This is a genomic window from Thermogemmatispora aurantia, from assembly GCF_008974285.1.
Taxonomy (GTDB): domain Bacteria; phylum Chloroflexota; class Ktedonobacteria; order Ktedonobacterales; family Ktedonobacteraceae; genus Thermogemmatispora; species Thermogemmatispora aurantia.
This window is the reverse complement of record NZ_BKZV01000005.1, coordinates 520,713-546,379: the sequence shown is the minus strand read 5'-3', so window position 1 is coordinate 546,379 and position 25,667 is coordinate 520,713. Positions and strand designations below refer to the sequence as shown.

Below are 25,667 nucleotides of genomic sequence, written 5' to 3'. Positions count from 1 at the left end.
GCGAGAGGGCTGGCGCCCGCTCTGCGCTCTCAACGTTGCTCTGGCGCCGGGCCAGGCGGGGCCTTCTCTTCGGGGGCAAGGCTTGAAGCCTCCGGAATGATGGCCCGGCGCTCTGGCTGTAGACGACCAGTATTTCTACTGAAGCCGCTCGCCGCCTGCCCTGTCGGAACAGCGCCTTTCTTCAGGCTTAGCCCGCTTCTGAAGCCGCGCCGCTCTCCTTTTCTTTCGCTACAGTCCTCTGAGCCGGTTGACACTCTCTCGGGGGTTGACCCGTGTAGAAAATGACATCGGTAGCGACCCAACAGCGATCGGAGTATCTTCGACTGTAGTAATAAGTACCTGTGTCATTGTCTCGAAGAGAGCTTTAGCGAGAGGAGGAGAAAGTTCACATGGTAACGGGTTTTGTTCTGGCGAGTGTGCTGGGCACGCTGTGGGCCTGGTTTGTCTGGATCATCATCGGCGGCTTAGCCGGGGCGATCGCCGATCGCCTGGTGCAGGGCGATCAGCTCGGCATTCTGGGTAATATTATCGTCGGCATCATTGGCGGTCTCCTGGGCGGCGCGATCCTGGGCGCCCTCGGCATTTCGGTCAGTGGCATCTTCTGGACATTCGTGACAGCCCTGCTCGGCGCGATCATCCTGTTGGTAATCGTCAAGGCCGTGACTGGTGGGCGAGGCCTTGGTGGCAAGCGCCCTACTGTCTAGTGAGCCTCTTACTCTTCGTCTCCTTTCTTCGGCATCTCCCTCTGCCGAAATCTCCTTAGCGGGCCAGCAATAGATGCTAGCCCGCTTTTTTTCTTGAGGGACTTCATCAAGATCAGTCTTGCTCAGATCGTCTGCTCCTCGGCGGCCCGATGAAACTGCTCAGCATAGAGGCGGGCATAGAGTCCTTGCTGCTGCAGCAATTCCTCATGGGTTCCGCGCTCGACAATCTGCCCTCGATCCAGGACAAGAATGGTGTCGGCGGCCAGAATGGTCGAGAGCCGATGCGCAATGGCCAGGGTAGTGCGCTTGTGCATGAGCGGCTCCAGGGCTGCCTGAATGAGACGCTCGGAGTGGGTGTCGAGGGCGCTGGTGGCTTCGTCCAGGATCAGGATGCGCGGATCTTTAAGGATGACACGCGCGATGGCGAGGCGCTGCTTTTCACCTCCAGAGAGCTTGTAGCCACGCTCTCCAACCAGGGTATCGTAGCCGTCCTCTAGCTCCATGATGCGGTCATGAATGGCAGCGGCCCTGGCGGCGGCGATCATCTCTTCCTCGCTGGCCTCGGGCCGCGCGTAGAGCAGATTTTCGCGGATGGTGGCGTTGAAGAGGTAGGTTTCCTGGGTGACCATGCCGATCAGTTCGCTGAGAGACTGCTGGGCGACGGAGCGAACGTCGTGACCGTCGATGCGTACGCTGCCTTCGTCAACATCGTAGAGGCGGGCGAGCAGATAGGTGATGGTGGTTTTGCCGGCTCCGCTTGGTCCGACAAGGGCCACCAGCTGACCCGGCTCGATGGTGAAAGAGATATGGCTGAGCGCTGGACGTCCCTCGGACAGGTCTTCAGCCAGGATCACCGCTCTCCCGTTTCGCTGCTCGCCATTCCCCTCCGGCCCCGCTTCGGCTGTATCTTCAGATGCTTCACGTCGGTAGCTGAAGGAGACGTCTTCAAAGCTGATGGCGCCACGCACCTGCTCGGGCTTGAGCCAGAGGGCATCAGGCCGGTCTGCGATCTCGATCGGCAGGTCGAGATATTCGAAGATCCGGTCGAAGAGGGCCAGGGCGCCCTGGATGTCGACTTGAATGTTGAGTAGCTGGCCAACCGGGAAAAAGAGCCGGCTCTGCAGAGTGGTGAAGGCCACAATGGCGCCCAGGGTAATGGCCTGGCGCGGGTCAAAAATGGCCTGCAATCCGGCGACAAGGTAGACGACTGCCGGCGTGATCGAGAAGAAGGTGCCCACGAACATGAAGAACCAGCGCCCGATCATTTGCTGGCGAATTTCAAGATCGGAAAGTCGCTGGTTCTCCTCTTCAAAGCGTTGCTGGGCCAGCTTCTGCCGGCCAAAGGTCTTGATGAGCAGGATGCCACTGACGGAAAGGGTCTCTTGCATGAGGGCGCTAAGAGAGGCCATGCTCTTTTGCGTTTCTTTGCTCGTCAGGCGGCGGACGTTGCCTACTTTGTAGGTGATCCAGAGGAAGAGCGGCAGCAGCCCCAGCGAGATGAGGGTAAGCAGCGGGCTGATAATGGCCATTGCAATGATGGTCGAGAGGGCCGTGGAGATGTTGGCAACGATGCTGGTGGCGGTGCCTGTGACGATGTTCTCGATACCGCCGACGTCATTGGCCAGCCGCGATTGAATTTCTCCGGTGCGGGTGGCAGTGAAAAAGCGCAGAGACATCCGCTGCAGATGGGCATAGAGGCGATTGCGAAAGTCGCGCATGACACGCTGCCCAACCACGTTGCTGAGATAGCTCTGGCCTACACCGATGACTCCGTTGACCACCGGCGTGATGAGCATGATGCTGACAAAGATGATGAGCAATGTCAGATCACGCTTGCCAATGGCATCATCAAAGATAAAGCGGATCATGAGAGGGTTGATTAATCCCAAAAGGGTTGTCGTGAGGATAGCTATGAGCATGAGAGCCACTTGCCCTCGATAGGGTCGGAAGGCCGCTATGACCCGACCTAGTGTTCGCCGGTCGGTCTTGCGCCCCTTGCGCCGCTGCTCGTCGAGATAGACCCCCAAACCACTACCCATGCTGTGACCGTGTACTGCCATCGTTGTTGCTACTCCCTGTTGCTGCTCCGTCTGAGGTTGTGCCTTGGTTGAACAGGCCCCCCTACTTCGTTGCTCGCCACCTGCCGTATTGGGAGAGTATAGCACAGGGCCAGGTCGCCGATACTGGTCAGGAGAACAGTTCTGTTTGCCTCGGTTGGCAGTCTCTGCTGCCTCGTTCGATCTTGAGATGCTGTTGCTTGTCTTGTGTATCATTACACAAGCTCACTACAGGACCCGGCAAAAGGTCCTTTTGTCTTCTAGATACCCTCCTTGTATTTGATAGGATCTTGCCAGGTTCGTCTATATAGTAGCAACATGAGGGCAGGCCAGGGCGAGACGGTCCGCTTCCTCTGATCAGTGCCTGCTTGCCATGACCGCCTTGACCTGGCAGCCCGTTGCTCCTGGATACCAGCAAGATCTCGACGCGGACAAAGGCATGAGCTGCTGCTCGCCACCTGATCAGAGGCAGGTTGGCAGAAGCAAAGGCTCCAGCAGTGGTAGAAGGAAGGACGTGGTATATGGCTAGGAGGGAATCGACCCCTGATGCTTGGCAGGATGGCCTGCAGCGTGCTGGAACTGGCCCGGGCCGGCCAAGGCTGCAGAGTGAGGCAGCCGCTTGATTGGCTGGCGCAGGCCAGGAGGCTGGCCAGGTACTTAGAGCCACAGAGCAGGCGGCCAGAGGCAGAGCCAGCACCTGAACCGATCCCCAGGACCTGCGACCATGCTTTTCTCCTGGTCTCTTTGGTGGGTAAGTCCGGCCATCTCATTTATGAACGCAATTTTTTGCATTGATTACTTTGATGCACTTCCCCCGCTTGCTTGAAGCAGGGGTCTTCGATGATTTCGATTTGCGCACAGCCGAGGGCAGCCTCGGGCCGGCCCAGGCCTTGGCTTCAGCGTCTGAGCGCCTTCCTGAGGCCTCATCTCCTACCTGCCTTCCACGCGGAGGCACGGAGAAACCTGGCGCCTCGGACGGCCCGAGCGTTGCCTGAAGTTCACAGCCAGTGACACCGCACCTATGCAGATATTCATGGTGAGAGGATGCGCTGGTACTGGTAGAAGAAGGTCACATCATGGAGTTTCCACAAGCCATCAACAATATCGTGGTTTCTCGGGCCATCCACGCTCTGGAGCAGATGGGATATTGCCACCAGGATGCTTCAGCCGAGGGAACAGGCAACTATGATATCACTGGGCGCGGCAGCGCTGAGGAGGTGGTGCTGCTCGACCCTCTCCGCACGGCTCTGCAGCGTCTGAATCCCGAGGCCAGCGCAGAACAGATTGCCTATGCCTGTGCCCTCCTGACGCGCAACCGCGACGCGCTGCATCCGCTGGCGGCGAATCGCGAAATCCATCATCTGCTGCGCGAGGGTGTAGCGCCGAGCAATGAGGGGCAATCAAGTGCTCTCTCCCAAGCTCAGCCGGGCCGCCGACGCCCAGGCAGCATGGCTTCGGTCTCGGCTCCGAGGAGGGAGGTCGGCGCTTCGTCGACCCTGCGTCTCGTCGACTGGCAACATCCCGCCGCCAACGACTGGCGAGTGATCTCGAACTATTGGGTGCAGGGGCGCTGTGGCCCGCTCTGCCTTCCCCTGGTTGGTTTCGTCAACGGTCTCCCGCTCCTGCTGTTTGTTATCGGCATTGAACCACTGGAGCAGCTCTATCAACATTATCTGCACTGCTATCGCAGTGAACTGCCACAGCTCGTATGGTATAACGCTCTTGTGCTTCTCTCCAACGGTCCTTTGAACCGCGTGGGCAGCGTTGACAGCCGCTGGCCGCAGCTGACTCCCTGGAAACGCCTCTCGGGCGAAGATGAGCCGGAGGACTGCTCACTAGAGACAGCGCTCTACGCCACCTGTCAACCTGAGCGCTTCCTTGATCTTGTCAAGCACTTCACGCTTTTCTCCAGGACGCCACGGCCCGGTAAAATTGTCGCCCGCAATCATCAGTACCTGGCGGTGAATGCGGCCTATGCTCGTCTGCGTGAGGCCGGGGCTTTACGGGGCCGATTGGGACTGCTCTGGCAGGCACATGGCAGCGGCAAGAGCTATACGCTGGCCTTTCTGCTGCAAAAGGTGCTGCGTCAGGGCGATGAGCCAGGGCCAACCTGCCTGTTGGTGACTGGCCACGAGGATCTCTGGCGACAGCTCGTGCGCTCTCTGACGGACTGGGGCCTGCTGACAAGGGAAGAGAAACCGGGTCCAATGCCCGTGACGACAGCTGGCGAGCTGCAGCGTTTGCTGGAGCGGCCCACGCCGGGCCGTTCTGCCCCTCCTCTCTATTTCGCTTTGCCTTCGGCTTTCGAGAGCCCTGAGCCGCTTTCGCTGCGTACGGACCTGCTGGTGCTGGTCGACGAGCTGCAGACCTGCACGCTGGAGCAGCTGCAGCGGATGCGTCAGGCGCTGCCCGCCGCGGCTTTTCTCGGGCTAACGGCGACTCCCTGCCGCGAGGATCAGGAGCCGGCGCTGCGCAGTCTCTTCGGCCCCTACCTTAGTGGCTATTCCTGCGCTCAAGCGCTCGCCGATGGCACTATTCTGCCAGTCTACTACGAGGATCGGAGCGCCTTGCTGGGTGCGCAGACTCCGCCCGGCTTTGCCGAGGCTATGCAGCAGCTGGCTGAGGCCGCTGGCCCCTGCAGTGAGTATCAAGAGGAGCTGGCTCAACGCCTGCGCACTCCCTACGCGCTGCTGACCCATCCCGAGCGCCTCGATCTGGTGGCTCGCGATCTGGTCGAACATTGGTTTGCCCGGGGCTATCGCGCCAAGGCCCTGGTGCTGACGATCGATAAGATCACTGCCGTGCGCCTCTATAACCGGGTGCGTTCCCTCTGGGAGCGCATGCTGCGTCGGCTGCAGCGGGAGCGAGATGAAACCTTCGACTGGCGCCGTCGAGCTGGGCTGGATGAACTCCTGGCCTACTACAGGCCAACGGAGATGGCTGTGCTCGTTTCTCCGTCGCCCGACGACTATCGTCGCTTTGCTGACTTCAACGATACGCCGGGCCGCGCCTACTTCGAGACGGTCGAGATCCGTTCCCATCACGAGCGTTTGCGCAATGAGGACCTGGTCGCTCGCTTCCACGATGTGAACGATCCGCTCCGTCTGCTCTTTAGCTGTGATCCCTGGCTGGCAAGTCTGGCCACCCCGATGCTGGCAACGCTCTATCTCGATCGTCCTTTGCAGGGTCCAACGCTGCTGGCCGCCCTGACTGCCGTCAACCGTGTCTATGATGACGAGAAGGTCTGTGGTCTGGTGGTCGACTATATCGGGCACTGGCCGCAGCTCTCTACGTTGCAACAGCGCTATGCCCGGGCCGCTGAGCGCGTGCTCCCCCAGTCGTGGCGTCTCCGCCGCCGAGCCAGTCGCGAACTACACGAACCGCCCGTCGCTGAGGTAAGCGCTATTCAGGAGAAGCATCGGCTTGTGGCGGAGCTGGAGAAGTCGCTCGGGGAGACACTGGATTTCTGTGCCCGTCATGGCGTCGAGGTCTCCGCGCTGTTGGCCGCCAGCGCGGAGCAGCGGCTCGACAGGGCCGCCCGTCAAGCCGCCGATAGCCTGCTCAAGGGGAACGAGCTGCGTCAGGCCTTTTTTGCGCAGGTGAAGCGCATCGAGGCGCTCTATGCAGCCCTGCAACCCGATAAGGCGGCGCCGTCTTTCAGCGGAGCGGTCGAGGCGCTGGGGTTGGTGGCCCGCATGATACGCCGCGCGCAACACTGCCGCAGCCTGGACGAGCTGTTCGATCGTCCGCATGCTCTGGCCGGACTGGTAGCCGAAGAGAGTCAGACGGCGCGTTACGGCGGTAGGAGCAAGATGGAGGCCGCGGGCAGCAGCGGTAAGCCCTCGTTGAGCACCCTAGACTTGCAGCGCGTGAGCTTCTCACGCCTGGCGACGTTGCTCAAGAAGAGCCAGACGCCACTGCTGAAGGCCGAGCAGTTGCGCAGCCTTCTGACCTGGAATCTGCAGCTCTTGAGCAGCCAGCAGCCACGCTACGCTGAAGCGCTGGCCCATCTGGAGAAGCTGCAACACAAGTATGAGAGCGGTCAAGCTCCCTGGGAACAGTATCCCGCGGAGCTGCTCCACTTTGTACGCTCCCTGCTTGACCCGCTCGCAACAGGAAGCCAGCAGCCAGATGAGAAAGCGGCGGGGTCGCGCCCGCGACAGCGCTCCAGCAGCGCCCAGCCCGGCGACTCCACTCAGGCAGATAGCGATCGCCCCCCAGATCGGCGTGGCCCAGCCAGACCCACAGCGGAGCACTGAGGGCGGCACAGCACGCCGATCGATGTTTTCCCCTCCTCTCTCTGGTTGAGCCGCTCGCCGCGCCAACCGGGTCCTGCTCTCGACCCTGGCGGACGCGACGGGCGGCTTGCTCCCTTTCGTCTTGCTGTTCCTCCCTCGGCTGCGCTTAGTGGGTGTGCTCGATTCCCTGGGCCGGTCCCTCTAGCAACAGGAGACCGTAGATACGACGCTCGACAGCCTCAATGACTTCTTTGAGGATGAGGCTGGCCTGGCGATCACCGGCTACTTCCGCTAGCCGCTCATAGGTCTCGTAGGAAGGGGCAGCATCACGCTCGCCGGCCCGCAGCGCCTGTGCATACTCGTGCGCTAGCTGCTCCTTCAGGCGCTCAATCTCCTGGCTCGCTTCTGGCTGCTCACGGTCACGCTGCTCTTCACGCTGCTCTTCACCCTGCTCCTCATGCCATTCTTCAACAAGGCCAGACATGGCATACTCCTTCCTGCTCTGACACTGGCCCGGCCTGGCTCAGCCTCTCAATCTGATCCTGCCCGGCTCAGCTTTGTCCACCTGCCATATTGGAGTAGAGTCCAAGATTTTAAAGGAGTCATTGAAATACTGACTTAAAGCCATGACTACTACTCTCCTATCGAATCTTAGACTATTGTAGCAGTTTTGTCAAGGTAGCTAAACTGTTAAACTCCTGCGTAGAAGTATTTTCCGCAAGGCCAACTTATGATCCGTTTGCGCGTCAAGGAGATTGCGGAGGAAAAGCAAATCAGCATCTCTCAGCTAGCCAAGCTTGCCGATGTTGACTACAAGACTGTCCGCAAGATTTTTCGTGATCCGCAAGTTGTAATCGATCTCTTTACACTAGATAAGCTCTGCTGGGCCCTGGAGGTGACTCCGGCAGAACTCATCTATTATGAGCCGACGCCGCCCCTGATCTGGCAGAAGCGCCTTGGACTGATAGAGGGGAAAGAGAAGCGTCTGGTTGAAGGGGAGAATGAAGAAGGAGATGTTGATGAAAACGAATAGAGTGACAGCAAGCAGCGTTAGAGGTATGATTTAAGGCAGGTAGCGGATAGCGGCAAGGAGCGCGCAGATGGCGAGGCCAGTGAAGCTCTTTTATGTCTACGCGCGGGAAGACCGTCCCTTTCTGGAGCGGCTAGAGCAGCACCTGGTCCTGTTGGAGCGTCAGGGTTTGCTGGCCACCTGGCACGATGGTGCCCTCTTGCCGGGCAGCGACTGGCGGCGGGTCATTCGCCAGCAACTGGAGCAGGCCCAGCTCATCCTCCTGCTGATCAGTCCTGCCTTCATGGCCTCCGACTATTGCTACGGCGTTGAGATGCAGCGCGCTTTAGAGCGTCAGCGGCGAGATCAGGCCCAGGTCGTACCGATCCTGCTGCGGCCTGTAGTCTGGGAAGGCGCCCCTTTCGCCCACCTGCAGGTTCTACCTGCTAATGCCCGGCCCATCTCGACCTGGGCCAACCAGGACGCCGCCTTTGCCGAAGTTGTCGGGGGGCTACGGCGCGTCATCGCCTACATCATGGAGCAGGAAGACCAGCGCGTGTATAATAGAGCACAACAGCACGCTCTCAGAAAGGGGTCGTCGTCCGTGGCCGCCGAGGTCCTGATCAGCACGCCCGCTGCACTCACGCCCACCTTACTCAAGCGGGCCATTGAGCGCTACCGCAAGCAGCTCCGCTCGTACGAGGGCTTCGCCACTCATGAGCTGGCCCTGCGCACCGCCTTCCAGCGCCTGCTAGAGGAGACCGCCAGCGCAGTCAATCTCAAGCTGATTCCTGAGCAGACCCTGCCCAATGGCCTCCGTCCCGACGGGGTCCTGCGCGACGTCAACGAGTTCTTCATTCGTGGTCTCTGGGAGGCCAAGGCGCCCCATCTCGACCTCGAACGCGAAGTCCAGCGCAAAATCGAGGCTGGCTATCCTCTGCGCAATACCCTCTTCGAGAACAGCCGGCGGGCAATCCTCTACCAGGACGGTCAGCGCCTCCTCTTCAACCTGGACGACGACAGCGAGCTGCGCGATCTCCTGACCCGCTTTCTCACCTACAGCGAGCCGCAGATTGCTCGCTTCGAGGCCGCCGTTGAGGAGTTTCAGGACCGCATTCCCGAGCTGGCGGCCCGCCTCCTGGAGATTATCCAGCAGGAAGCCACCCAGAACCGCGCCTTCATCGCGGCGCTCAACGACTTCACCACTCTTTGCCGCAGCAACCTCAACCCGCAGATCAGCCAGGCAGAAATCACCGAAATGCTCGTGCAGCACCTGCTCACCGAGCGCCTCTTCCGCACCGTCTTCGACAACCCCGATTTCGTCAGCCGCAACGTCATCGCCGCCCAGATCGAGCAGGTCATTCGCGCCCTGACCAGTCGCGCTTTCAACCGCCAGGAATTCCTCCGTTCGCTCGATCACTTCTATCTGGCCATCGAGGAGGCGGCGCGCAGCATCCGCGACTGGACCGAGCGCCAGCGCTTCCTCAACACGGTCTACGAGCGCTTTTTCCAGGGGTTCTCGGTCAGCAAGGCCGACACCTACGGCATCGTCTACACCCCGCAGGAGATCGTCGACTTCATGGTTGCCAGCGTCGACGAGGCCCTGCAGCGCGAGTTTGGCTGTTCGCTGGCCACGCCCGGCGTTAAGATCCTCGATCCCTGCACCGGCACCGGTAACTTCGTGGTCAATATCCTGAAGCGTCTCCCCCGCGGCGCCCTGCGCCAGAAATACGCGGAAGATCTCTTCTGCAATGAGATCATGCTCTTGCCCTACTACATCGCTTCGCTCAACATCGAGCACGCCTACTATGAGCGCATGGGGGAATACGAGCCATTTCCGGGCATCTGCTTTGTCGACACGCTGGAGCTGGCCGAGCGGGTCAGCAGCAACGGCGGTACGGTGGTCAGGCAGCCGCGGCTCTACTTCGTTGAGGAGAACACGCAGCGCGTGCTGCGCGAGAAAGAGGCCGACATCATGGTCATCATCGGCAACCCGCCCTACAACGTCGGCCAGAAGCGCGAGAACGAGAACAACAAAAATCGCCCCTACCAGCTCCTCGACCAGCGCATTCGCGACACCTATGTCCGCGATTCCCAGGCCACCAATCGCAACATGCTCTACGATGCCTATGTGCGCTTTTTCCGCTGGGCCAGCGACCGCCTGCGGGGTCGCGACGGCATCGTCTGCTTCGTCTCCAACAACTCTTTTATCGACCAGATTGCCTTTGACGGGATGCGCCATCACCTCCTCCAGGACTTCACCCACATCTACCATCTTGATTTGCATGGCAACGTCCGCCGCAATCCGCGCCTCTCGGGCACGACCCATAACGTCTTTGGCATCCAGGTTGGCGTCGGCATCACCCTGGCGATTCGCGCGGCCCATCAGCAGGAGCGCCGTCTCTCCTACTACCGCGTCCCCGAGGACTGGCGCAAAGAGGAGAAGCTGAACTTTCTACGCGAGAAGCGCAGCATGGGGCAGATCCCCTGGCAGCGGCTGCAGCCGGCCACGCCACGGCACTGGCTGGCTCCACAGTCGGCCCCCGAGTGGAGCACCTTCCTGCCGCTGGGCACCAAGGAAGGCAAACGAGCAGCAACATCTGAGAGAGAGAGCGATCACCTGACGCTCTTTGCGGCCTATTCGCTTGGTATTCAGACAAGCCGTGACGTCTGGGTTTATGACTTCGACCGCTCCCAACTGATCTCGAAAGTCCAGCAAATGATCGAAGTCTACAACAACGATCTTGCACGCTGGCAACGGGCAAACAAACCTGCTGACCTCGATAGCTTTGTCAGCGCTGACGAGACAAAGATCAAGTGGAGCAGCCGCCTCAAAGAGTATTTCTTGCGCCAGGTTGAAGCTCGCTTCCAGGCCACTAGCATCCGCCGCGCCCTTTATCGCCCTTTCACCAGCATGTATCTCTATTTCGATCCCTTACTCAACCAGCGTCAAGGTCTGTGGCCCCGGCTGCTTCCCACCCCCGTCAGCGAAGAGGAGAACCGCCTCATCTGTGTCCCTGGCCCGGGCAACCGCAAGCCCTTTGGCTGCCTGGCCACCAATCATATAACAGATTTCGATCTGGCCTTCGAAAAGATCCAGTGCTTCCCCTTCTACGTCTACGGGAAAGACGGCAACCGGCAGGAGAACATCACCGATGGTGCCCTGGCCCTCTTCCAGCGCCACTACGGTTCCCAGGTCAGCAAATGGGACCTCTTCCACTACGCCTACGCCATCCTCCACCATCCCGCCTATCGCGAGCGCTACGCCGAGCGGCTCAAGTACGAGCTGCCGCGCCTGCCCCTGCTCAAGCGCAACGAAGCCTTCCGGGCCGCCGTCAGCCTGGGTCGGCAGCTGCTTGAGCTGCACATCCACTACGAGCGGGTTGACCCCTATTCGCTGCGCGAGATCGAAGACGAGCGCTTCAGCTACCGCGACAACCGCCACATCGAGCGTCTGCGCCTCAGCCCCGACCGGCGCACCATCCAGGTCAGCCCCGGCCTCACCCTGGCCGACGTCCCGGAGGACTGCTTCCGCTACGTCCTGGGCCATCGTTCAGCGCTGGAGTGGGTTCTAGAGCAGTATCAGCTCCGCCGCGACCAGCGCAGCGGCATCGTCCTTGATCCCAACCGGCCCGACGACCCCGACTACATCGTGCGCCTGCTCAAGCAGGTCGTGACCGTCAGCCTGCAAACCCTGACCCTGGTGGAAGAACTCGAACAGGCGGTCACCCCCGAAGACTGGCAGGCCGCCTTTCCATCAGCCTGAAGCCGGAGCGGCGAAGCCCGCTCACCAATCTGCGGCTGGAGACGATCAGGCAGACGGCTTCTCGCCGATCGTCAGATAAACCTCCCAGCGCCGACTGCGCACCCGCTCCGCGCGACGACGCAGTCCATAGCGCTCCAGCGGAATGCGCCGCCCGAAAGGCGTCGCCGGCAGCTCCTCCGTCGTCAGCCCTGTCGCCTCATCGCGCTTCACCCGCACCACACGATGGCGCTCTTCTAGAGAAGAAGACCGCGGATAGAAGCCATAGACCAGCAGATGGACCAGCAACAACACAGGCTGCAACAGGCCGACCGGGAGCAGATTGGCCCCCTCCACCACCACCAGACGCCCACCCGGACGCAGCACGCGCGCCACCTCAGCGATGGTATCGGGGTCAAAAATATAGTCGGAAGGGAAAGTACTGACCACCGTATCAAAGGAGGCATCAGCAAAGGGGAGATGCTGGGCCTCGCCGAGCAGCACCTGACCTGGCTGACCAACCCGGCGCCGCTGCAAGGTTGCGCGCGCCGCCGCCACCATCTCCGGCGAGCGCTCAACCGCCATGCAGCGATAGCCCTGCTCACACAGATCGGCCAGCAGATCGCCCAGACCACAGCCCAGCTCCAGCACGTCATGCCCCACCACGCGCGGCAAGACCAGCCGCTGCCAGACTCGCCACTGTCCCGCAAAAGGCACCGTGCTGGCAAAACGATAGAGATAGCGATTGCGATAGAGCGTCTCAAAGAGCATCTGCCGCAGGCGCTCTCTCACACTCACAGCACACCCGCCTTTGGAAAAATCTCCAGCAGATCGCTCAAACGCTCGATCATCAGATCGGGCTTATACTCCTCCACGTCGCTCGCCAGCAAAGCCAATGGATCGCTCCCCGGCCCCTGCACCGTCGAGAGCACATAATCATCATCGGTCACGTGCAAGCCCGGGGGCAGATCCGGCGGGAGATCGCTGGCCGCACTCACAACCGTAGGAGGAGAGAAAGGCTCTGGATGCCCGAAAGAAGCGCTGGCGCTGGTCGCCCCGGGCGCCACCAGCCGGGCCTGCAACGCCTCACGAACACGCGGCTTCGGCTTCCAGATCGCCAGCAGACCGAGGCGCTTGGCCCCGACGATATCGGAGCGCAGCGAATCGCCGACCATCGCCGCCTCAGAGGGAGAGACATTGAGCGCCCGGAGCGTATGCAGAAAAATCGCGGGATCGGGCTTGCGCACACCCAGATCGGCGGAAATAGCGATCGTCGCGGGCGCGAAGTACTCAAAGAGGCCAAAGGCCCGCAAATCCTCTTGAAAAGGAGGACCTCCCCAGAGGCGATTGGTCACCACACCAAGCAGGAAGCCACGCCGGCGCAACTCTGCCAGCGTCGAGAGCGCATCATCGTAAAGCAAGCGCGAATCGATAATGCGCACGCGCAGCGCCTCAAAGAGCGCCGCCCCAAGCTGCCGATCGATCTGACCCCAGCCCAGTTGAGCCAGCGTCTCCATCGCCACCTCAGCCCCATCCGGCTCATGGCTGGGATCACGCCGAATACGCGCCCGCGTCTGCGCATCAAAGGCGACGCGCAGCGACCGGCCCAGCGTCAGATCGTCCTGGTCAGGGAGGCTGCACGACTCCAGGTGCGTCCGTAGGAGGGCGATCGCCTGACAATTTGCCGCGAACTCCAGGCGGCGCCAGGTCTCTGGGTCCTTCCGGTACCAGAGCGTATCGCCAAGATCAAAGAGCACGCAGCGAATGATGCGTCCCTTCACAAGCAAAAACCTCAAGTTGCTCTTCCCTTGAGCGGGGGTGCGGGCCGCCCCGCCTCTCTCCTCTCCGCCGCTGCAGCCATCCTTGCCTGGCTCGCCCAAGCGCTTCTCTTGCCATAGCGCCCTCTCTTCGCCCGCCACCGCCAAGTGTTTGCTAGCTAACACTTCGCAGAGCAAGCAAGAGAGCTAGATAGCATCCAACGGCAGGAACAAAGAACGGACAGGGGCAAAAAGGACGGCCCGCCCTTGGCGGCTCCCCGCCTCAGCTAGCGCTCGCTCTCCTCAGCTTTGGAGAGGACATCATCGGCGAGACCGTACTCTACCGCCTGCTGCGCAGAGAGGTAGTAGTTGCGGTCAGAGTCCTGCATGATACGCTCCACCGTCTGGCCGGTGTGACGCGAGAGGATCTCATAAATGATGCGGCGCAGGCGCAGGATCTCGCGAGCCGTGATTTCGATATCGGCAGCCTGGCCTTCAGCACCACCCAACGGCTGATGGATCAGCACCGTCGAATTGGGCAGGCAGAAGCGCTTACCCTTGGCCCCGGCGGCCAGCAAGACCGCCCCCATGCTCATGGCCATGCCCACACAGACCGTCGACACATCTGGTTTGACCCACTGCATAGTGTCGTAAATCGCCAGGCCCGCATAGATGCTGCCACCAGGGGAGTTGATATAAAGGTAGATGTCTTTGGTCGCGTCCTCGCTCTGCAGGTAGAGCAGCTGAGCTACCGTGACATTGGCTACCTGATCGTTAATGGGTGTCCCCACAAAAATGATGCGCTCCTTCAGCAGGCGCGAGTAGATGTCCCACATGCGTTCGCCGCGCGGGGTCGACTCCACAACACCGGGGATGACGCCTCGCGGCTCTAGAAATTCCCTGGACTCCTTAATCCACTTAGGGTCCCGGGGGTTGAATACCGCTCCCATATTTGCTCCTTGTGATCTCGTTCAGTTCTTGCTACTGAATACATCCATAAGAAGAAGTGGCTCTGGTGTCCGAACCTCACACTTCCAACTCTATCGTTCGGTGATCATCGCTGACCTATGACTTGCCAATCCAATCGCTCAAGCGCGATGCCTCCCTCCAAACCAGCTCAGATCTGGCAGCGCCTGTGCAACGTCCACAGGCACAAGCCCGGCCCCCATGCGCAGCGCCTGGCCCCAGCTCTCTGCTGGCCAGGCACTTACAGCAGGGCCGCGCTCTCTGTCTGTCTATGCCATCTGTTGTCTCTATCATATCCTATCTGCCTGCGAACCGCAAGCTGCGAGGTCGCCGCTCCGACGCCCGGCCTGGCCCAGGCAATCTTCCAGTTCTCTCGACCGACGCTCAGTCAGTCAGGCAGTCAACCAGTCAACTTCTCATGTCAGGCGCCAGAGCGTCTCGGCATACCAGGCTTCACCGAAGCGCCAGCCGCCGTAGAGCAAGAGCGCAGGCTCACCAGTCGCAGAGATCTGACCGTGGTAGGTAAAGAGGAAGGAGCGCAGGCTCTCAGCGCGCGCTGGCAGCGGGAGCAGACGCTCTACCTCATGGTCCACTGGCTTCCGCTGCCTGACTTCCTCCAGCGGAATACGCAGGCAGGTGAGAAAGCAGAGTTCGGGATGAGGAGTTGCCAGATCGTAGACCAGGCCCAGACAGAGCTGACGGGCAATGTCTTCGTTCTGCAGGCCAGTCTCCTCGCGGATCTCACGCAGCATGGCCCCAAAGAGGTCGGGCAGCCCCGCGCTATCGCGGTCACGCTCGCTCTCGCAAAAGCCACCAATGACATGATAGCGCCCCTCGTAGACATCCACACCGTGCCGCTGATCAAGCACGAGCTGACCATCAGCCGTCTCAATCACCGAGCAGACGGCCAGAGGATTGCTCAGTTTGCGTCGCTCACGGCCCCGCGCAAAGCGTACATCACGGCTTGCCACATATTCCTTGTAGCTGGTGGCTCCCAGTGCCAGCGAGAGGCGTCCGTCGAGACGCACCTCCCAGTCAACCAATCGATAAAGGGCGCCATCGTAGAGGGTTACCCCACGCTGCTGCATCTCCTGCAGCCTATGATGCCAACATGCCTCAATGCATTCCTCGTCACTGTGGGTGCGCGGCATACGCAGGCTCTCATCGTAGCTGACGAGGAGCCGCTCGGCATCGAAGCAGCCGCGCACCAGGATCTCGAATTCACGCATGGCTCGCCCTGCACTTCCAGACAGTAATGGGGGAATCACCAATAGAACCAGACGATCATTCTGACGCCATCGTCGCCGTAGTTCGAGGCCAGCGCCTCCATGACAGCAAAGGCCACCGCCCCGCTCCCGCGAGCATCCTTACGCCGCAGACGGTCGGAGCGGTAGATTTTGCTATTGATTTCCCACTCCTGGCCTTCCGGCCAGGTGCGCCTGCCAACAATCCCCTCGCCCAGGGTATGGCCGACGGCTTCGGCGAAATTCTTGTCCCAGGCAGCCTTGCCCTCAAACAAAGACGAGGCCGCCATCCGCCGCCCGGTGGTACCAGTGAATACGGGCATCCGGCAGCTCTGTCGGCTCTTCCCAATCAATGGCCTTGATCTCGGCCCAGCTGATCCAGCTTGCCCCGCAAGCCTCACCCCATCCCAGTGCTGATGCTCTTCCTTCACCCGGGGTGAGACACCTGCAGGCAGGCCCCACTCTGCAGCGACGGGGCGGAAGTTGGCGTAATTCTGGACGCCAAAGAGGCAGCCGAAAGCATCGTAGTTACGGCCATGAAAGAGGAAGTCCAGGCTGATCGCCGCTTGCCAGGGTGTGGTCTCGCCTGCCAGCATAAAGGATCGACGACATTCGATCCATCCGGTGATGTCGACACCCATCGCGATCTGCTCCTTTCGCCGATCACATCTCCTTCTATCGAGAGCACTGGCAGAGAACCGCATCTGTTGTGCCATTGTGCGCAGAACGCGGGCAACCTGCAGCGGTCTGCCAGGCTCAGGCGACTACTCCCATTCAATGGTCGCAGGCGGTTTCGAGGTGATGTCATAGACGACGCGGTTGACGCCGGGTACCTCATTGACGATGCGATTGGCGACACGGGTCAGCAGATCGTAGGGGAGGCGGGCCCAATCTGCGGTCATAAAGTCCTCGGTAGTCACGGCGCGCAGCGCCACAACCTGGGCATAGGTACGGCCATCGCCCATCACTCCGACGCTACGCACAGGAGTGAGCACGGCGAAGGCCTGGCTGACCTGACGATAGAGGCCAGCGCGGCGCAGTTCCTCAATGAGGATAGCATCGGCGGCACGGAGGGTCTCCAGACGTTGCTCATCGACAGCCCCGATGACGCGGATGGCCAGACCAGGCCCGGGGAAAGGGTGCCTCCAGACCCACTCTTCGGGCAATCCGAGGGCCAGACCTATCTCGCGTACCTCGTCCTTGAAGAGCCAGCGCAGCGGCTCCACCAGCTGCAACGTCATCTCTTCGGGCAGACCACCGACGTTATGATGGGTCTTGATACGCGTGGCGGTGCTGGCGGTATCACGCCCCGCGCTCTCGATGACATCGGGGTAGAGTGTCCCCTGCACCAGGAAGCTGATCGGCCCCTGTTCCTGCGCCAGGCGCAGAGCCTCCTCCTCGAAGACGCGGATAAACTCTTCGCCGATGATCTTACGCTTCTGCTCGGGATCAGTGACCCCCTCCAGGCGAGCCAGAAAGCGCTGGCGCGCGTCAACAGCGATCAGAGGAATATGGAGATGACGGCTGAAGGTCTCAACAACCTGCTCAGGCTCGCCAGCTCGCATGCAGCCAGTGTCGACAAAGACGCAGGTGAGGCGCTCGCCGATCGCCCGGTGAACCAACAGGGCCGCGACTGCGGAGTCGACACCGCCGGAGAGGGCGCAGATGGCGCGCGCCTCGCCCACGCGGTTGCGAATCTGGGCCACGGTCTCATCAATGACTGAGCCGGGGGTCCAGTCGGCGCGACAATCGCAGACGCGGAAGAGGAAATTGCGCAGGATTTCCCGCCCCTGGGGAGTATGCGTGACCTCGGGGTGAAACTGGAGGCCAATCAGGCCGCCAGGTCCAGCAATGGCCGCGCAGGGATTGCTCTCGCTACGTGCGAGGACGCTGAAGCCGGGCGGTAACTGATCGACGCTGTCACCGTGGCTCATCCACACTTTGAGGCTGCGGCCTTTTCCCGCCATGTCCGTCTGCGCAAGCCCGGCAAAGATCTCGGCAGCACGGCCCTGGTCGCTGGCAGCCGACTGCAGCTCGATGGTCGCTGGCCCATACTCGCGCCGCCCCCGAGCTGGAGCAACATGACCGCCGAGCTGGTGCGCCAGTAGCTGCATGCCGTAGCAAATACCCAACACCGGCAGGCCGCTCTGGAGAATGGCCGGATCACAGCGTGGGGCCTGAGCGTCATAGACGCTGGCCGGCCCACCTGAGAGGATAAACCCCCTGATGTCAAGATGAGCTTTCTCGCGCTGGAGCTGCTCCAGTGTGGTCTCAGCCGGAACCAGCTCGCTGTAGACATGATTCTCGCGAATGCGCCGCGCAATAAGACGGCTATACTGGGAGCCAAAATCGAGAACTACGATGGCCTGACGGCGCACATGGTTTGACACGAGACTGCCTTCCTCCCCTTTCATGGCCTGGATCAATGAGACTTTCCCCGCTTTATGAAGAAATACGTGTCTCTATTTTACCCCTTCACATTGCTTTCCTGCTATCCCCTTCATGGACAGACAACCCTTGTCCGGTCGCTTGCTGATGACACTGATGAGCGAGCTGGAGACTGGTAGACGGAGTCCGACCAGGGCCAGGCGCCCCGGCAGAGGACACCCGAGCGGCGGCAGGCCAGGAGAACAGAAAGGACCGGGGCGCCTGCTCACCAGGAAGGCGCTGCTTGTCCGGTCCCTTGTCGATAGCGACGACGGTTTTCCTCAGCTCTGTCTGCTTTCCCGGTCAGGCCAGAGCCTGGCCTGGCTGGCTACGTCACTGGGCCTGCAGGCGCCGAGGCTCAGGAACGCGGCGCTGGTCCGCCTGAGACGTAGATGATCTGCCCGTTGACAAAGCCAGCTTCTTCTGAGGCCAGGAAACAAATCACGTTAGCCACATCCCGCGGCTGCCCAACGCGCCGCACCGGGATGCGCTTGGAGGCCTCCGCAATGACCTCTTCGGGATCAAGCCCCTGCCGGCGGGCAGAGGAGCGGGTCATCTCGGTGTCAATGAAGCCAGGGGCAACGGCATTGGTCGTGATTCCAAAGGGGCCTAACTCGATGGCCAGGGTGCGCGTGAAGCCCTGCAGGCCCGCTTTGGCCGTCGAGTAGTTGGCCTGTCCGCGGTTGCCCAGGGCCGAGGTCGAGGAGAGAGAAATAATGCGACCGTAGCGCTGCTGCACCATGTGCTTCTGCGCGGCACGGCTGCACAGAAAAGCCCCTTTCAGGTGCACAGCCATGACCGCATCCCAGTCTTCTTCGCTCATCTTGAAGAGGAGATTGTCGCGAATGATCCCGGCGTTGTTCACGAGGATATCGAGCCGCCCAAACTGGCTGACTGTCTTCTCCACCGCCTCCTCAACCATCGTGTTGTTGGAGACGTTGCAGGGCAGCACGAGGCACTGCGCACCCAGACGCTCCAGCTCTTGTGCGACCTGCTGGCAGCCCTCTACATCGATATCGACCAGGGCGACCCGCGCGCCTTCCTCGGCCATGCGCAGCGCTGTCGCTGCGCCAATCCCGCGCCCGGCTCCGGTCACAAAGGCTACTCGTCCATCAAGTCGTCCCATAGTATGCTCCTTTTCGCAATGTGGTGAAGGCGACGTTGGTACAGGTTACGTTAAGTATAGTATATCTTTAGCGATCACTTTCGCAAAGGGGCGGCTCGCTCTCTTCGCGGGTTTTGCGCCGGCGCGTGCGCGTCCCTCCGGTCCCAACCAACGCGCCAGGTCCAGAGAGAAAGGCAGCTAGAGAGACAGCTCAGCCAGGGAAAAAAGGGCCAGTCTCTCCTAGCGTTCAACTTGCTTCTGTCCTTGGGGACGCCTGGTCGGCGTACGCTGGGCCTCCATGCAGGTTACCCCTTTTGGGCCGACAAAGGCGCTGTGGCGCGTGCCTGCCGGCAGAATCATACAATCCCCCGGCTCCAGGTCAATAATACCCTCCGGCCCGGGGGTGTCCGGCAGCACGAAGCGGATGGAGCCACGCACACAGTAGAGCACTTTGTCGTAGCTGTGACTATGAACAGCATAGGTATCACCAGGGCCGTTCGACCAGCTGTAAGGAGCAAGTCCCTGCTCTTGCATTTTTTGCCGCAGCTCTTCCTCATCAGGGGGATTCGATTCTTGCCAACGAATTACTTGCATAGCTTCTCCCTCACTTCTTGATACTAAGCTGGCACGATTATCCCAGCCAATCGTATTTTCAGCAGTATAGGACGAATTTGTAAATAGCCGATGATGGTCAGCTAAAAGCTCTGTTAATAGAGATGAGCTGGCCAGATTGGTACGAAAGCAGGGGTGCCAGCGTGGCCAGCGAGCGAGGCGGAGACAAGCAAGCCGGGGTTCGCTCCCCTCGTAGCAGAGAGAGCGAACCCCGGCTTTAATGACACGCGCTGAATGCAGCCAGGTCACTGGCTAGCCAGCAGGCTGATCAGGGAGGGTTAGGCTAGGGCTGATGTTCCTCCTTGGTCTCTTTGGCCTTCTCGCTGGCATGTTGGGCAGCCTCCTTAACCTGCTCGGCAGCCTCGTGCAGCTTCTCGCCGACTTTGCCGAGCAATCCCTGGGCTTTACCCTCAACCTTGTCGGCCTTGCCCTCGGCCTGCAGCTGCTCGTTGCCAGTCAGGTTCCCCAGCGACTCTTTCACCCCCCCCTGAGCCTCTTTCGCCTTGCCTTCGAGTTCATCTTTATTCATCGTAGTGTTTCCTTCCTTTCTTAGTCTCTTAGTCGTCTGATCTCTCCCTGGGCACAGGCGCACCGGCCCGAGCAGGCCAGCGTGCCCCAGCGATCGCTCGTCTAGCCGATAAGCCTCATGACACGATCAACCGTTTCAACGGTCACGATAATGCGGATGGCGAGCGGAGGCCACCCATGTGCCAGCAAGGCAGACCAGTGCTCCCCCCAGACCCCACAACAGGCACCAGAGCACCTCTAAGATAGCGGTGCCGGCGTCCAGCGTGGCGGTACCAGTCAGATTGCCCGGATAGGCAGGAATAAAGCTGGTCGGCCAGAGAAGCAGCGAGTAGACAATGCCTCCTACGGCCCCCGCCAGGAAACCCAGACGTCGACGTACAGCGATCCGCCCAAGAATGAGACCACCGATAAAAGCGACAATGAGCGCCACCAGCCAGGTAATTCCGTAGATGGCGGCTAGTAGCAACGCTACTCGTACGGTGAGCGCATCGCGCGCCACCTGGCGATGAGCCTCGTTGAAGAGGCCAGCGTTCACCAGGACAAGGACAATGGTAACCAGGGCCACCAGTACGCCCATAAGCAGGCCGCTGATAAGAGCGTAACGCGTCCCCCGCTCGGGCAAGTGCCCAGACGCTCGTACCGAAGCGGCCTCCTGTCTCTTTACCCTGGCCTCCGGCGCCGATGGTAGCGGCTCTACCCGCACGGTTTCTGGCTCAGGAAGCGGGTCCTCCGCAGGTGAGACCTGCTCCGCCGGTCTGTTTGCTCCTTTTGCTGCTGTTTGGAGCTGATGAACATCATCCATAATGTGCTCGCTTTCTCTGACCCTTTAGCGACCGGAGTAGCTTTATACTATTCACAACCCCAACCAACTGCTTTGCATCTCTCTCCCTTCCAGGCGCAGCTGCGCCCTTGGGAAACACTTTTGCAAAGATTCGGTCCGTGTAAAAACACGCGCAATCAGGTGGTCGGGTTTCAATTGTTAACCCCAACAGCTGCCGAGGCCCGCACTCATTGGCCACGCCAGTCCCCCATTCGCCAGGGCCGGTCAGGGAAAGATCGCGACTTTATTGACAGCCCTTGAAAAAGCTACCCATAATAGGATCAAGCACATGCCTTGAAAGGATGGTTGCTTACAGAACAGGCAGAAGGGTATGACACCGCCGGAGTCGCTGCATGGTGCTGGGGCCGTCCCGGGTTCGCCGGCGCCAGGCAGAACGATCATCAGACAGACAGAGCAGACCAGGCCAGGGATAGGGGCCGGGGAGGGAGAGCTATGAGCACGTTCTTCTCACGATTTGTAGCACCGCTCCCACGCCCAGGTCAGAAGCCGGTTGCCACGCCGTCGCGTCGCTTGATCAGGAGCCTGCTAGCGCTGACCGTGGCTTTGCTGGGCTGCATTAATGGCCTTGTGGTCTTGCTACCATCCCACCCGGGACGACTGGAGCTGCTGCGCGATCTGCTGACCACCATCGCTCTGCTCGCCCCTTTCGGGCCTGCTTTCTGGCCCTTCGTCCAGACCAGCCACACCATCGCGCTGCTGATCGGCTTCTTCTTGATTCTTCTTGCAATCGGCCTGGCCCGTGGCAAAGAGCGTGCCTGGCAAGTGACCATGCTTCTGCTGCCACTGTCGGCTTTGCTGCATGTGTTGCGTGGTCTGGCCATTGAGGAGGCTTTGCTTTCCTGCAGCCTCTGGGGCGTGCTGTTGCTGGCTCGCCCCTGCTTCCAGGTGGCCAGCGATCCCTGGCGGGTCCGCCAGGGCTTTGCCTTGCTGGCCATTGGAGCCGCCTTGCTCCTTCTCTACGGCATCGGTGGCTACTATCTGATCGAAGGGCAGTTTCTGACAATGAGCGGGACGGGGGGCACGCTGCTGGCCCTGCTGCGTCGCATGCTCAATCTGCCAGCGCAGGAGTTGCTGCCATTGACCAGGCGCGCGCACTGGTTTCTGGACTCACTGCCCATCTTAGCGGCTACCGCCTTGTTGACCGGCATGGTGGCCCTCCTCCGCCCGGTTAGCGCGCGCTGGTGGCTTGCCCAGCAACGGGAGCGGCTGGCCCAGGTCGAGCAGCGGGCCATCGACTTGCTGCAGCGCTATGGACAGGAGACCCTGGCCTTCTTCGCCCTGGAACCGGGGAATCTGCGCTATCTGACACCCAATGGCGAGGGCCTCGTCGCCTATCGGTTGGTCAACACGGTCGCCGTGGTCCCTGGCGATCCCATCTGTCCACCAGAGGCACGCGAGCAGGTCAGTCGTGCTTTTCTGGAGCTGTGTCAGCGCAATGGCTGGCAGGTGGCGATCTACCAGGCTCACCCTGATTTCCTACCATACTATCGCAGCTGCGGCCTGAGCATCTTTAAAATTGGCGAGGAGGGATTGATCGACCCCCGCAGCTTCAGTCTGAGCGGCTCGGCCATGGCCAATGTGCGCACCAGCAGCCGTCGGGCCGAGCGCGAGGGGGTGACGCTGCGCTGGCTCGAAGAGGCGCCACCAGCCGAGCTGTATGAGCAAATGGTCCAGATCTCGCGCTCCTGGCTCCGACAGAAGGGAGCCCGCGAAACGGAAGAAATGGGCTTCAGCATGGGGCGCCTCAGCGAGTTGCCAGCGATGGCTCAACGGGCCCAGCTGATCGCAGCAGCGGCAGAGAGTACAGACCCCGAGATCCGCCGGCAGCCCCCGCCACGCCTGACGCTGGGGCTGGCCTTCGATCGTACGAATAAGCTCTGCGCTTTTGTCTCCTTCACGCCAATCTATGGTCTCTACGACGCCCGGGATGGCACACGCCGTGACTGGGGCTGGGCCCTCGATTTGATGCGGCGCGCGCCCGATGCCCCTTATGGCGTCATGGAGCTGCTGCTGGTGCGCGCCATTGAGCGCTTTCGCGAGGCTGGGGCCTGGCTGGTAAGCCTGGGTCTCATCGCCGCCTGCGATACGAACCAGGAGCTTTCCCCTGGCCAGCGCGCGATTGCCAACTTCCTGCTGGAGCATGTCCATGTCCTGGAGGAGCACCGGACACTCTTCCGCTTCAAGCAGAAGTTTCAGCCGCGCTGGGAGAGTCGCTATGTGGCCGCCAGCAATACGCTAGCCCTGCCGCGCATCGCGCTGGCCATTCTCAACGCTCATCAGCAGCGATCAGAGACCAGGGAGCCTCTCCCCGGCCTACAAGATCAGAATCTGCTCACGATACATCGATGAAGAATAGATGGCAGCCTTCGGGCCTTGTCGGAGAGAAACGCCCGCGCCGTCCGCTGCGGGCGTTTGCACCGCCGCTGCTCTCCTTTGTTGGGGCACTGCTTGGCGGCGCACTAGTGACAGTGGGCATGACGCCTGGGTTGAGCGCACTGCTCATTGCGCTGGGCCTGGATATCCAGCGCACCCAGATGCTGGCAGCTCTTTTCTGTTGTGCAGGCGCTGGTTTCTGCGGGGGCCTGGTCGGACGCCGCCTTTTGGGCGCCGTACCCGCCAGCCTCTTGCTCTTTTGGTCAGCCTACCTGCAGGATTTCATCGGGGCCGAGCTGCAACCGGTGCATGATCCAGGCGGCCAATTGGAGCCGCTGAACGTGGGTGCCTTGATTCACACGGTGCTGATGCTGCTGGCTCTGGCGCTGCTGGCAGCCTTTGCCGGTTGCGCTATCGGTGAGGTCCTGGCTCGTGTGCTCTGCGATCCTATCGTCCAGACCTGGCAGCTTCTGCGCTCTCGCCAGCGTCTCGCTGCCCTGCAGGAGACCGCTCCGCTCCCGGAGCCAAAGCTGGCGCCACCTGTCGCCCCCCAACCACGGCCTCTGGCCTTCATGGGGTCCTGGTTGCTGGCAGCCCTGCTGGTTGTGTCGCTGATCCTGGCCGCCGGTTCAGGCGATCTCTTTCTCTTTGCCCCCGATACTGGCATTCACACGCCGCCGGTCATTCACACCGCCGCCGGGCGCCCAAACAAGGGCACAGTGGTCAAGGATAGCTTCGCCAGCCCCTCTCTGCACGGCCAGCGCCGCTCGTTCCTGGTCTACCTGCCACCGTCCTACAATACGCCCGCCGGCCAACAGCAGCGCTACCCGGTGCTTTATCTGCTGCATGGCTCCCCGGGTAAGATCGTCGACTGGGTCACCGGCGGCAAGGCCGAGCAATCCGCCGATACCCTGATTGATCTGGGGAAGATTCCCGAGCTGATTATGGTTTTCCCTGATGGCAATGGGCGCCCCGGCGCGACCAGCGAATGGGGCAACAGCGGCGACGGACGACAGCTTCTGGAGAATTACGTGGCTATCGACCTGGTCCACTACATTGACAGCCACTATCGCACGATCCCTTCGCCAGAGGATCGTGCGATCGGGGGTAATTCGATGGGAGGCTTTGGAGCGGCCAACATCGCCATTCATCACCCCGATGTCTTTGGCTTTGTCATCTCGCTGGGCGGCTACTATCGCGCTGAGGGCCTGATCTGGGGCAACAATCCGGCCTATCGACGCGCTAATAGCCCACTCTATACCATTGCCAGCAATCGCCGCAGTCAGCGGCTAGCCTTCTTCCTGGGAGCGGCCACGAAAGATCAGCCCTATTATAGCGACACGCTGCAGTTCGCTCAGGTGCTCAAGAAGCTCCACGTACGCTATACGCTTGATATCGAGAAGGGCTATCATTCATGGCACGTCTGGGAGGTCCAGCTCTATCACGCGCTGCTCTGGCTCCACTGGGGCCAGAGCAGTCCCCAAGCAAGCTAGGAGAAACGGGTGACTGCTGGGCAACGGATTTCCAGAGACTCGCCTCCCCAGCTTGCCGATTCTGCCATCAGCGTGCTATACTCTGACAAGACATAATGCTTTGTTCTGTTTGTGTGATCCCCGTGACCGCGTCTATTCTTCAGCTCCAGCGTCGGGCACAGTGGCAAGACCGCTATGCCTCTTCTCTGGAGCGCCGCGGCTTAACGGGTCAAGGAGGTGAGGGACATGGACGCTGGCCCAAGTAGTAGTAGGCGTGTAGCTCTTACATGCCTGCTCGCGGGTAAGTGTGTGTCGCCTCATCGAGTAGGGGGGATCTAGCTTTCGCCCGACGTATACTGGCGCACGGTCTCATCGCTCATTCCCTTGTTCTGGAGAGCAATTAGTCAGTCAGTCAGTGATCGTCCCCTCTGTATCACCACCTTACTCGATGAGCGTGATCCTCTGCCAGCGGTCAGCCGCTATCGAGTAAACACTTCCCGCCTGCCAGTCAGTCCTACGTGCCCTTTTTTCAAGGGTACCCCTGTACGCATGGGTTTCCCGCTTCATCGGCAGCACTGACCGGGCCGACGCC

18 protein-coding genes are annotated in these 25,667 nt (G+C 60.9%); 6 read left to right on the top strand and 12 right to left on the bottom strand.

Features of this window, described 5'->3' with window-relative positions:
- The first annotated feature begins 389 nt into the window (after positions 1–389).
- On the top strand, positions 390–704 hold the full coding sequence (locus KTAU_RS17150) for a GlsB/YeaQ/YmgE family stress response membrane protein (protein ID WP_151729507.1): 315 nt from the start codon (positions 390–392) through the stop codon (positions 702–704).
- 122 nt (positions 705–826) lie between these two features.
- Here KTAU_RS17150 and KTAU_RS17145 read toward each other — a convergent pair whose 3' ends face one another.
- On the bottom strand, positions 827–2,764 hold the full coding sequence (locus KTAU_RS17145) for an ABC transporter ATP-binding protein (protein ID WP_151729506.1): 1,938 nt from the start codon (positions 2,762–2,764) through the stop codon (positions 827–829).
- A 1,073-nt stretch (positions 2,765–3,837) separates the two neighbouring features.
- Here KTAU_RS17145 and KTAU_RS17140 point away from each other — a divergent pair.
- Entirely contained in the window at positions 3,838–7,020 is a 3,183-nt protein-coding gene (locus tag KTAU_RS17140) for a type I restriction endonuclease (protein WP_151729505.1), read from the top strand.
- Between the two features lie 145 nt (positions 7,021–7,165).
- Here the strand turns inward: KTAU_RS17140 and KTAU_RS17135 are convergent, their stop codons facing one another.
- Entirely contained in the window at positions 7,166–7,483 is a 318-nt protein-coding gene (locus KTAU_RS17135) for a hypothetical protein (protein WP_151729504.1), read from the bottom strand.
- A gap of 246 nt (positions 7,484–7,729) precedes the next feature.
- On the opposite strand from KTAU_RS17135, the gene KTAU_RS17130 reads away from it, so the two are divergent.
- Positions 7,730–8,032 (top strand): helix-turn-helix domain-containing protein, encoded by a 303-nt coding sequence (locus tag KTAU_RS17130; RefSeq protein WP_151729503.1) that lies wholly within the window; start codon positions 7,730–7,732, stop codon positions 8,030–8,032.
- A gap of 67 nt (positions 8,033–8,099) precedes the next feature.
- Positions 8,100–11,774 (top strand): type ISP restriction/modification enzyme, encoded by a 3,675-nt coding sequence (locus KTAU_RS17125; RefSeq protein ID WP_151729502.1) that lies wholly within the window; start codon positions 8,100–8,102, stop codon positions 11,772–11,774.
- 45 nt (positions 11,775–11,819) lie between these two features.
- Here the strand turns inward: KTAU_RS17125 and KTAU_RS17120 are convergent, their stop codons facing one another.
- The 10 genes from KTAU_RS17120 to KTAU_RS17075 form a co-directional block, all read right to left on the bottom strand.
- Positions 11,820–12,548 (bottom strand): class I SAM-dependent methyltransferase, encoded by a 729-nt coding sequence (locus tag KTAU_RS17120; RefSeq protein ID WP_151729501.1) that lies wholly within the window; start codon positions 12,546–12,548, stop codon positions 11,820–11,822.
- The gene (locus KTAU_RS17115; RefSeq protein WP_170293386.1) at positions 12,545–13,546 is read right to left on the bottom strand and encodes an HAD family hydrolase; all 1,002 of its coding nucleotides are present in this window, start codon (positions 13,544–13,546) and stop codon (positions 12,545–12,547) included. The genes KTAU_RS17120 and KTAU_RS17115 overlap by 4 nt, the downstream gene beginning before the upstream one ends.
- A gap of 248 nt (positions 13,547–13,794) precedes the next feature.
- The gene (clpP, locus tag KTAU_RS17110; RefSeq protein WP_112431066.1) at positions 13,795–14,457 is read right to left on the bottom strand and encodes an ATP-dependent Clp endopeptidase proteolytic subunit ClpP; all 663 of its coding nucleotides are present in this window, start codon (positions 14,455–14,457) and stop codon (positions 13,795–13,797) included.
- A gap of 432 nt (positions 14,458–14,889) precedes the next feature.
- On the bottom strand, positions 14,890–15,702 hold the full coding sequence (locus KTAU_RS17105; RefSeq protein ID WP_151729499.1) for an NUDIX hydrolase: 813 nt from the start codon (positions 15,700–15,702) through the stop codon (positions 14,890–14,892).
- A gap of 35 nt (positions 15,703–15,737) precedes the next feature.
- Positions 15,738–16,358: a hypothetical protein gene (locus KTAU_RS17100; protein WP_228026512.1), complete on the bottom strand. Its 621-nt coding sequence runs from the start codon at positions 16,356–16,358 to the stop codon at positions 15,738–15,740.
- A gap of 123 nt (positions 16,359–16,481) precedes the next feature.
- A complete protein-coding gene (guaA, locus tag KTAU_RS17095; RefSeq protein ID WP_170293396.1) occupies positions 16,482–18,131 on the bottom strand; it encodes a glutamine-hydrolyzing GMP synthase in 1,650 nt (549 codons plus the stop codon).
- 371 nt (positions 18,132–18,502) lie between these two features.
- Positions 18,503–19,270, bottom strand: a complete 768-nt coding sequence (locus tag KTAU_RS17090; protein WP_112431061.1) for a beta-ketoacyl-ACP reductase — start codon at positions 19,268–19,270, stop codon at positions 18,503–18,505.
- Between the two features lie 219 nt (positions 19,271–19,489).
- The gene (locus KTAU_RS17085; protein WP_151729498.1) at positions 19,490–19,843 is read right to left on the bottom strand and encodes a cupin domain-containing protein; all 354 of its coding nucleotides are present in this window, start codon (positions 19,841–19,843) and stop codon (positions 19,490–19,492) included.
- Positions 19,844–20,144: 301 nt separating this feature from the next.
- Positions 20,145–20,390: a CsbD family protein gene (locus tag KTAU_RS17080; RefSeq protein ID WP_151729497.1), complete on the bottom strand. Its 246-nt coding sequence runs from the start codon at positions 20,388–20,390 to the stop codon at positions 20,145–20,147.
- 135 nt (positions 20,391–20,525) lie between these two features.
- Positions 20,526–21,191 (bottom strand): YrzE family protein, encoded by a 666-nt coding sequence (locus KTAU_RS17075; RefSeq protein ID WP_151729496.1) that lies wholly within the window; start codon positions 21,189–21,191, stop codon positions 20,526–20,528.
- Between the two features lie 471 nt (positions 21,192–21,662).
- On the opposite strand from KTAU_RS17075, the gene KTAU_RS22055 reads away from it, so the two are divergent.
- Together KTAU_RS22055 and KTAU_RS17065 are read left to right on the top strand one after the other, a co-directional pair.
- The gene (locus KTAU_RS22055; RefSeq protein ID WP_228026510.1) at positions 21,663–23,579 is read left to right on the top strand and encodes a bifunctional lysylphosphatidylglycerol flippase/synthetase MprF; all 1,917 of its coding nucleotides are present in this window, start codon (positions 21,663–21,665) and stop codon (positions 23,577–23,579) included.
- A complete protein-coding gene (locus tag KTAU_RS17065; RefSeq protein ID WP_151729495.1) occupies positions 23,576–25,096 on the top strand; it encodes an alpha/beta hydrolase in 1,521 nt (506 codons plus the stop codon). The genes KTAU_RS22055 and KTAU_RS17065 overlap by 4 nt, the downstream gene beginning before the upstream one ends.
- Positions 25,097–25,667: the final 571 nt, after the last annotated feature.

Excerpts from the sequence above, each read along its gene's own strand:
- KTAU_RS17150 (WP_151729507.1), top strand. The coding sequence starts at position 390 with ATGGTAACGGGTTTTGTTCTGGCGAGTGTGCTGGGCACGCTGTGGGCC.
- KTAU_RS17145 (WP_151729506.1), bottom strand. The coding sequence starts at position 2,764 with ATGGCAGTACACGGTCACAGCATGGGTAGTGGTTTGGGGGTCTATCTC.
- KTAU_RS17140 (WP_151729505.1), top strand. The coding sequence starts at position 3,838 with ATGGAGTTTCCACAAGCCATCAACAATATCGTGGTTTCTCGGGCCATC.
- KTAU_RS17135 (WP_151729504.1), bottom strand. The coding sequence starts at position 7,483 with ATGTCTGGCCTTGTTGAAGAATGGCATGAGGAGCAGGGTGAAGAGCAG.
- KTAU_RS17130 (WP_151729503.1), top strand. The coding sequence starts at position 7,730 with ATGATCCGTTTGCGCGTCAAGGAGATTGCGGAGGAAAAGCAAATCAGC.
- KTAU_RS17125 (WP_151729502.1), top strand. The coding sequence starts at position 8,100 with ATGGCGAGGCCAGTGAAGCTCTTTTATGTCTACGCGCGGGAAGACCGT.
- clpP (WP_112431066.1), bottom strand. The coding sequence starts at position 14,457 with ATGGGAGCGGTATTCAACCCCCGGGACCCTAAGTGGATTAAGGAGTCC.
- KTAU_RS17105 (WP_151729499.1), bottom strand. The coding sequence starts at position 15,702 with ATGCGTGAATTCGAGATCCTGGTGCGCGGCTGCTTCGATGCCGAGCGG.
- KTAU_RS17100 (WP_228026512.1), bottom strand. The coding sequence starts at position 16,358 with ATGGGTGTCGACATCACCGGATGGATCGAATGTCGTCGATCCTTTATG.
- guaA (WP_170293396.1), bottom strand. The coding sequence starts at position 18,131 with ATGAAAGGGGAGGAAGGCAGTCTCGTGTCAAACCATGTGCGCCGTCAG.
- KTAU_RS17090 (WP_112431061.1), bottom strand. The coding sequence starts at position 19,270 with ATGGGACGACTTGATGGACGAGTAGCCTTTGTGACCGGAGCCGGGCGC.
- KTAU_RS17085 (WP_151729498.1), bottom strand. The coding sequence starts at position 19,843 with ATGCAAGTAATTCGTTGGCAAGAATCGAATCCCCCTGATGAGGAAGAG.
- KTAU_RS17080 (WP_151729497.1), bottom strand. The coding sequence starts at position 20,390 with ATGAATAAAGATGAACTCGAAGGCAAGGCGAAAGAGGCTCAGGGGGGG.
- KTAU_RS17075 (WP_151729496.1), bottom strand. The coding sequence starts at position 21,191 with ATGGATGATGTTCATCAGCTCCAAACAGCAGCAAAAGGAGCAAACAGA.
- KTAU_RS22055 (WP_228026510.1), top strand. The coding sequence starts at position 21,663 with ATGAGCACGTTCTTCTCACGATTTGTAGCACCGCTCCCACGCCCAGGT.
- KTAU_RS17065 (WP_151729495.1), top strand. The coding sequence starts at position 23,576 with ATGAAGAATAGATGGCAGCCTTCGGGCCTTGTCGGAGAGAAACGCCCG.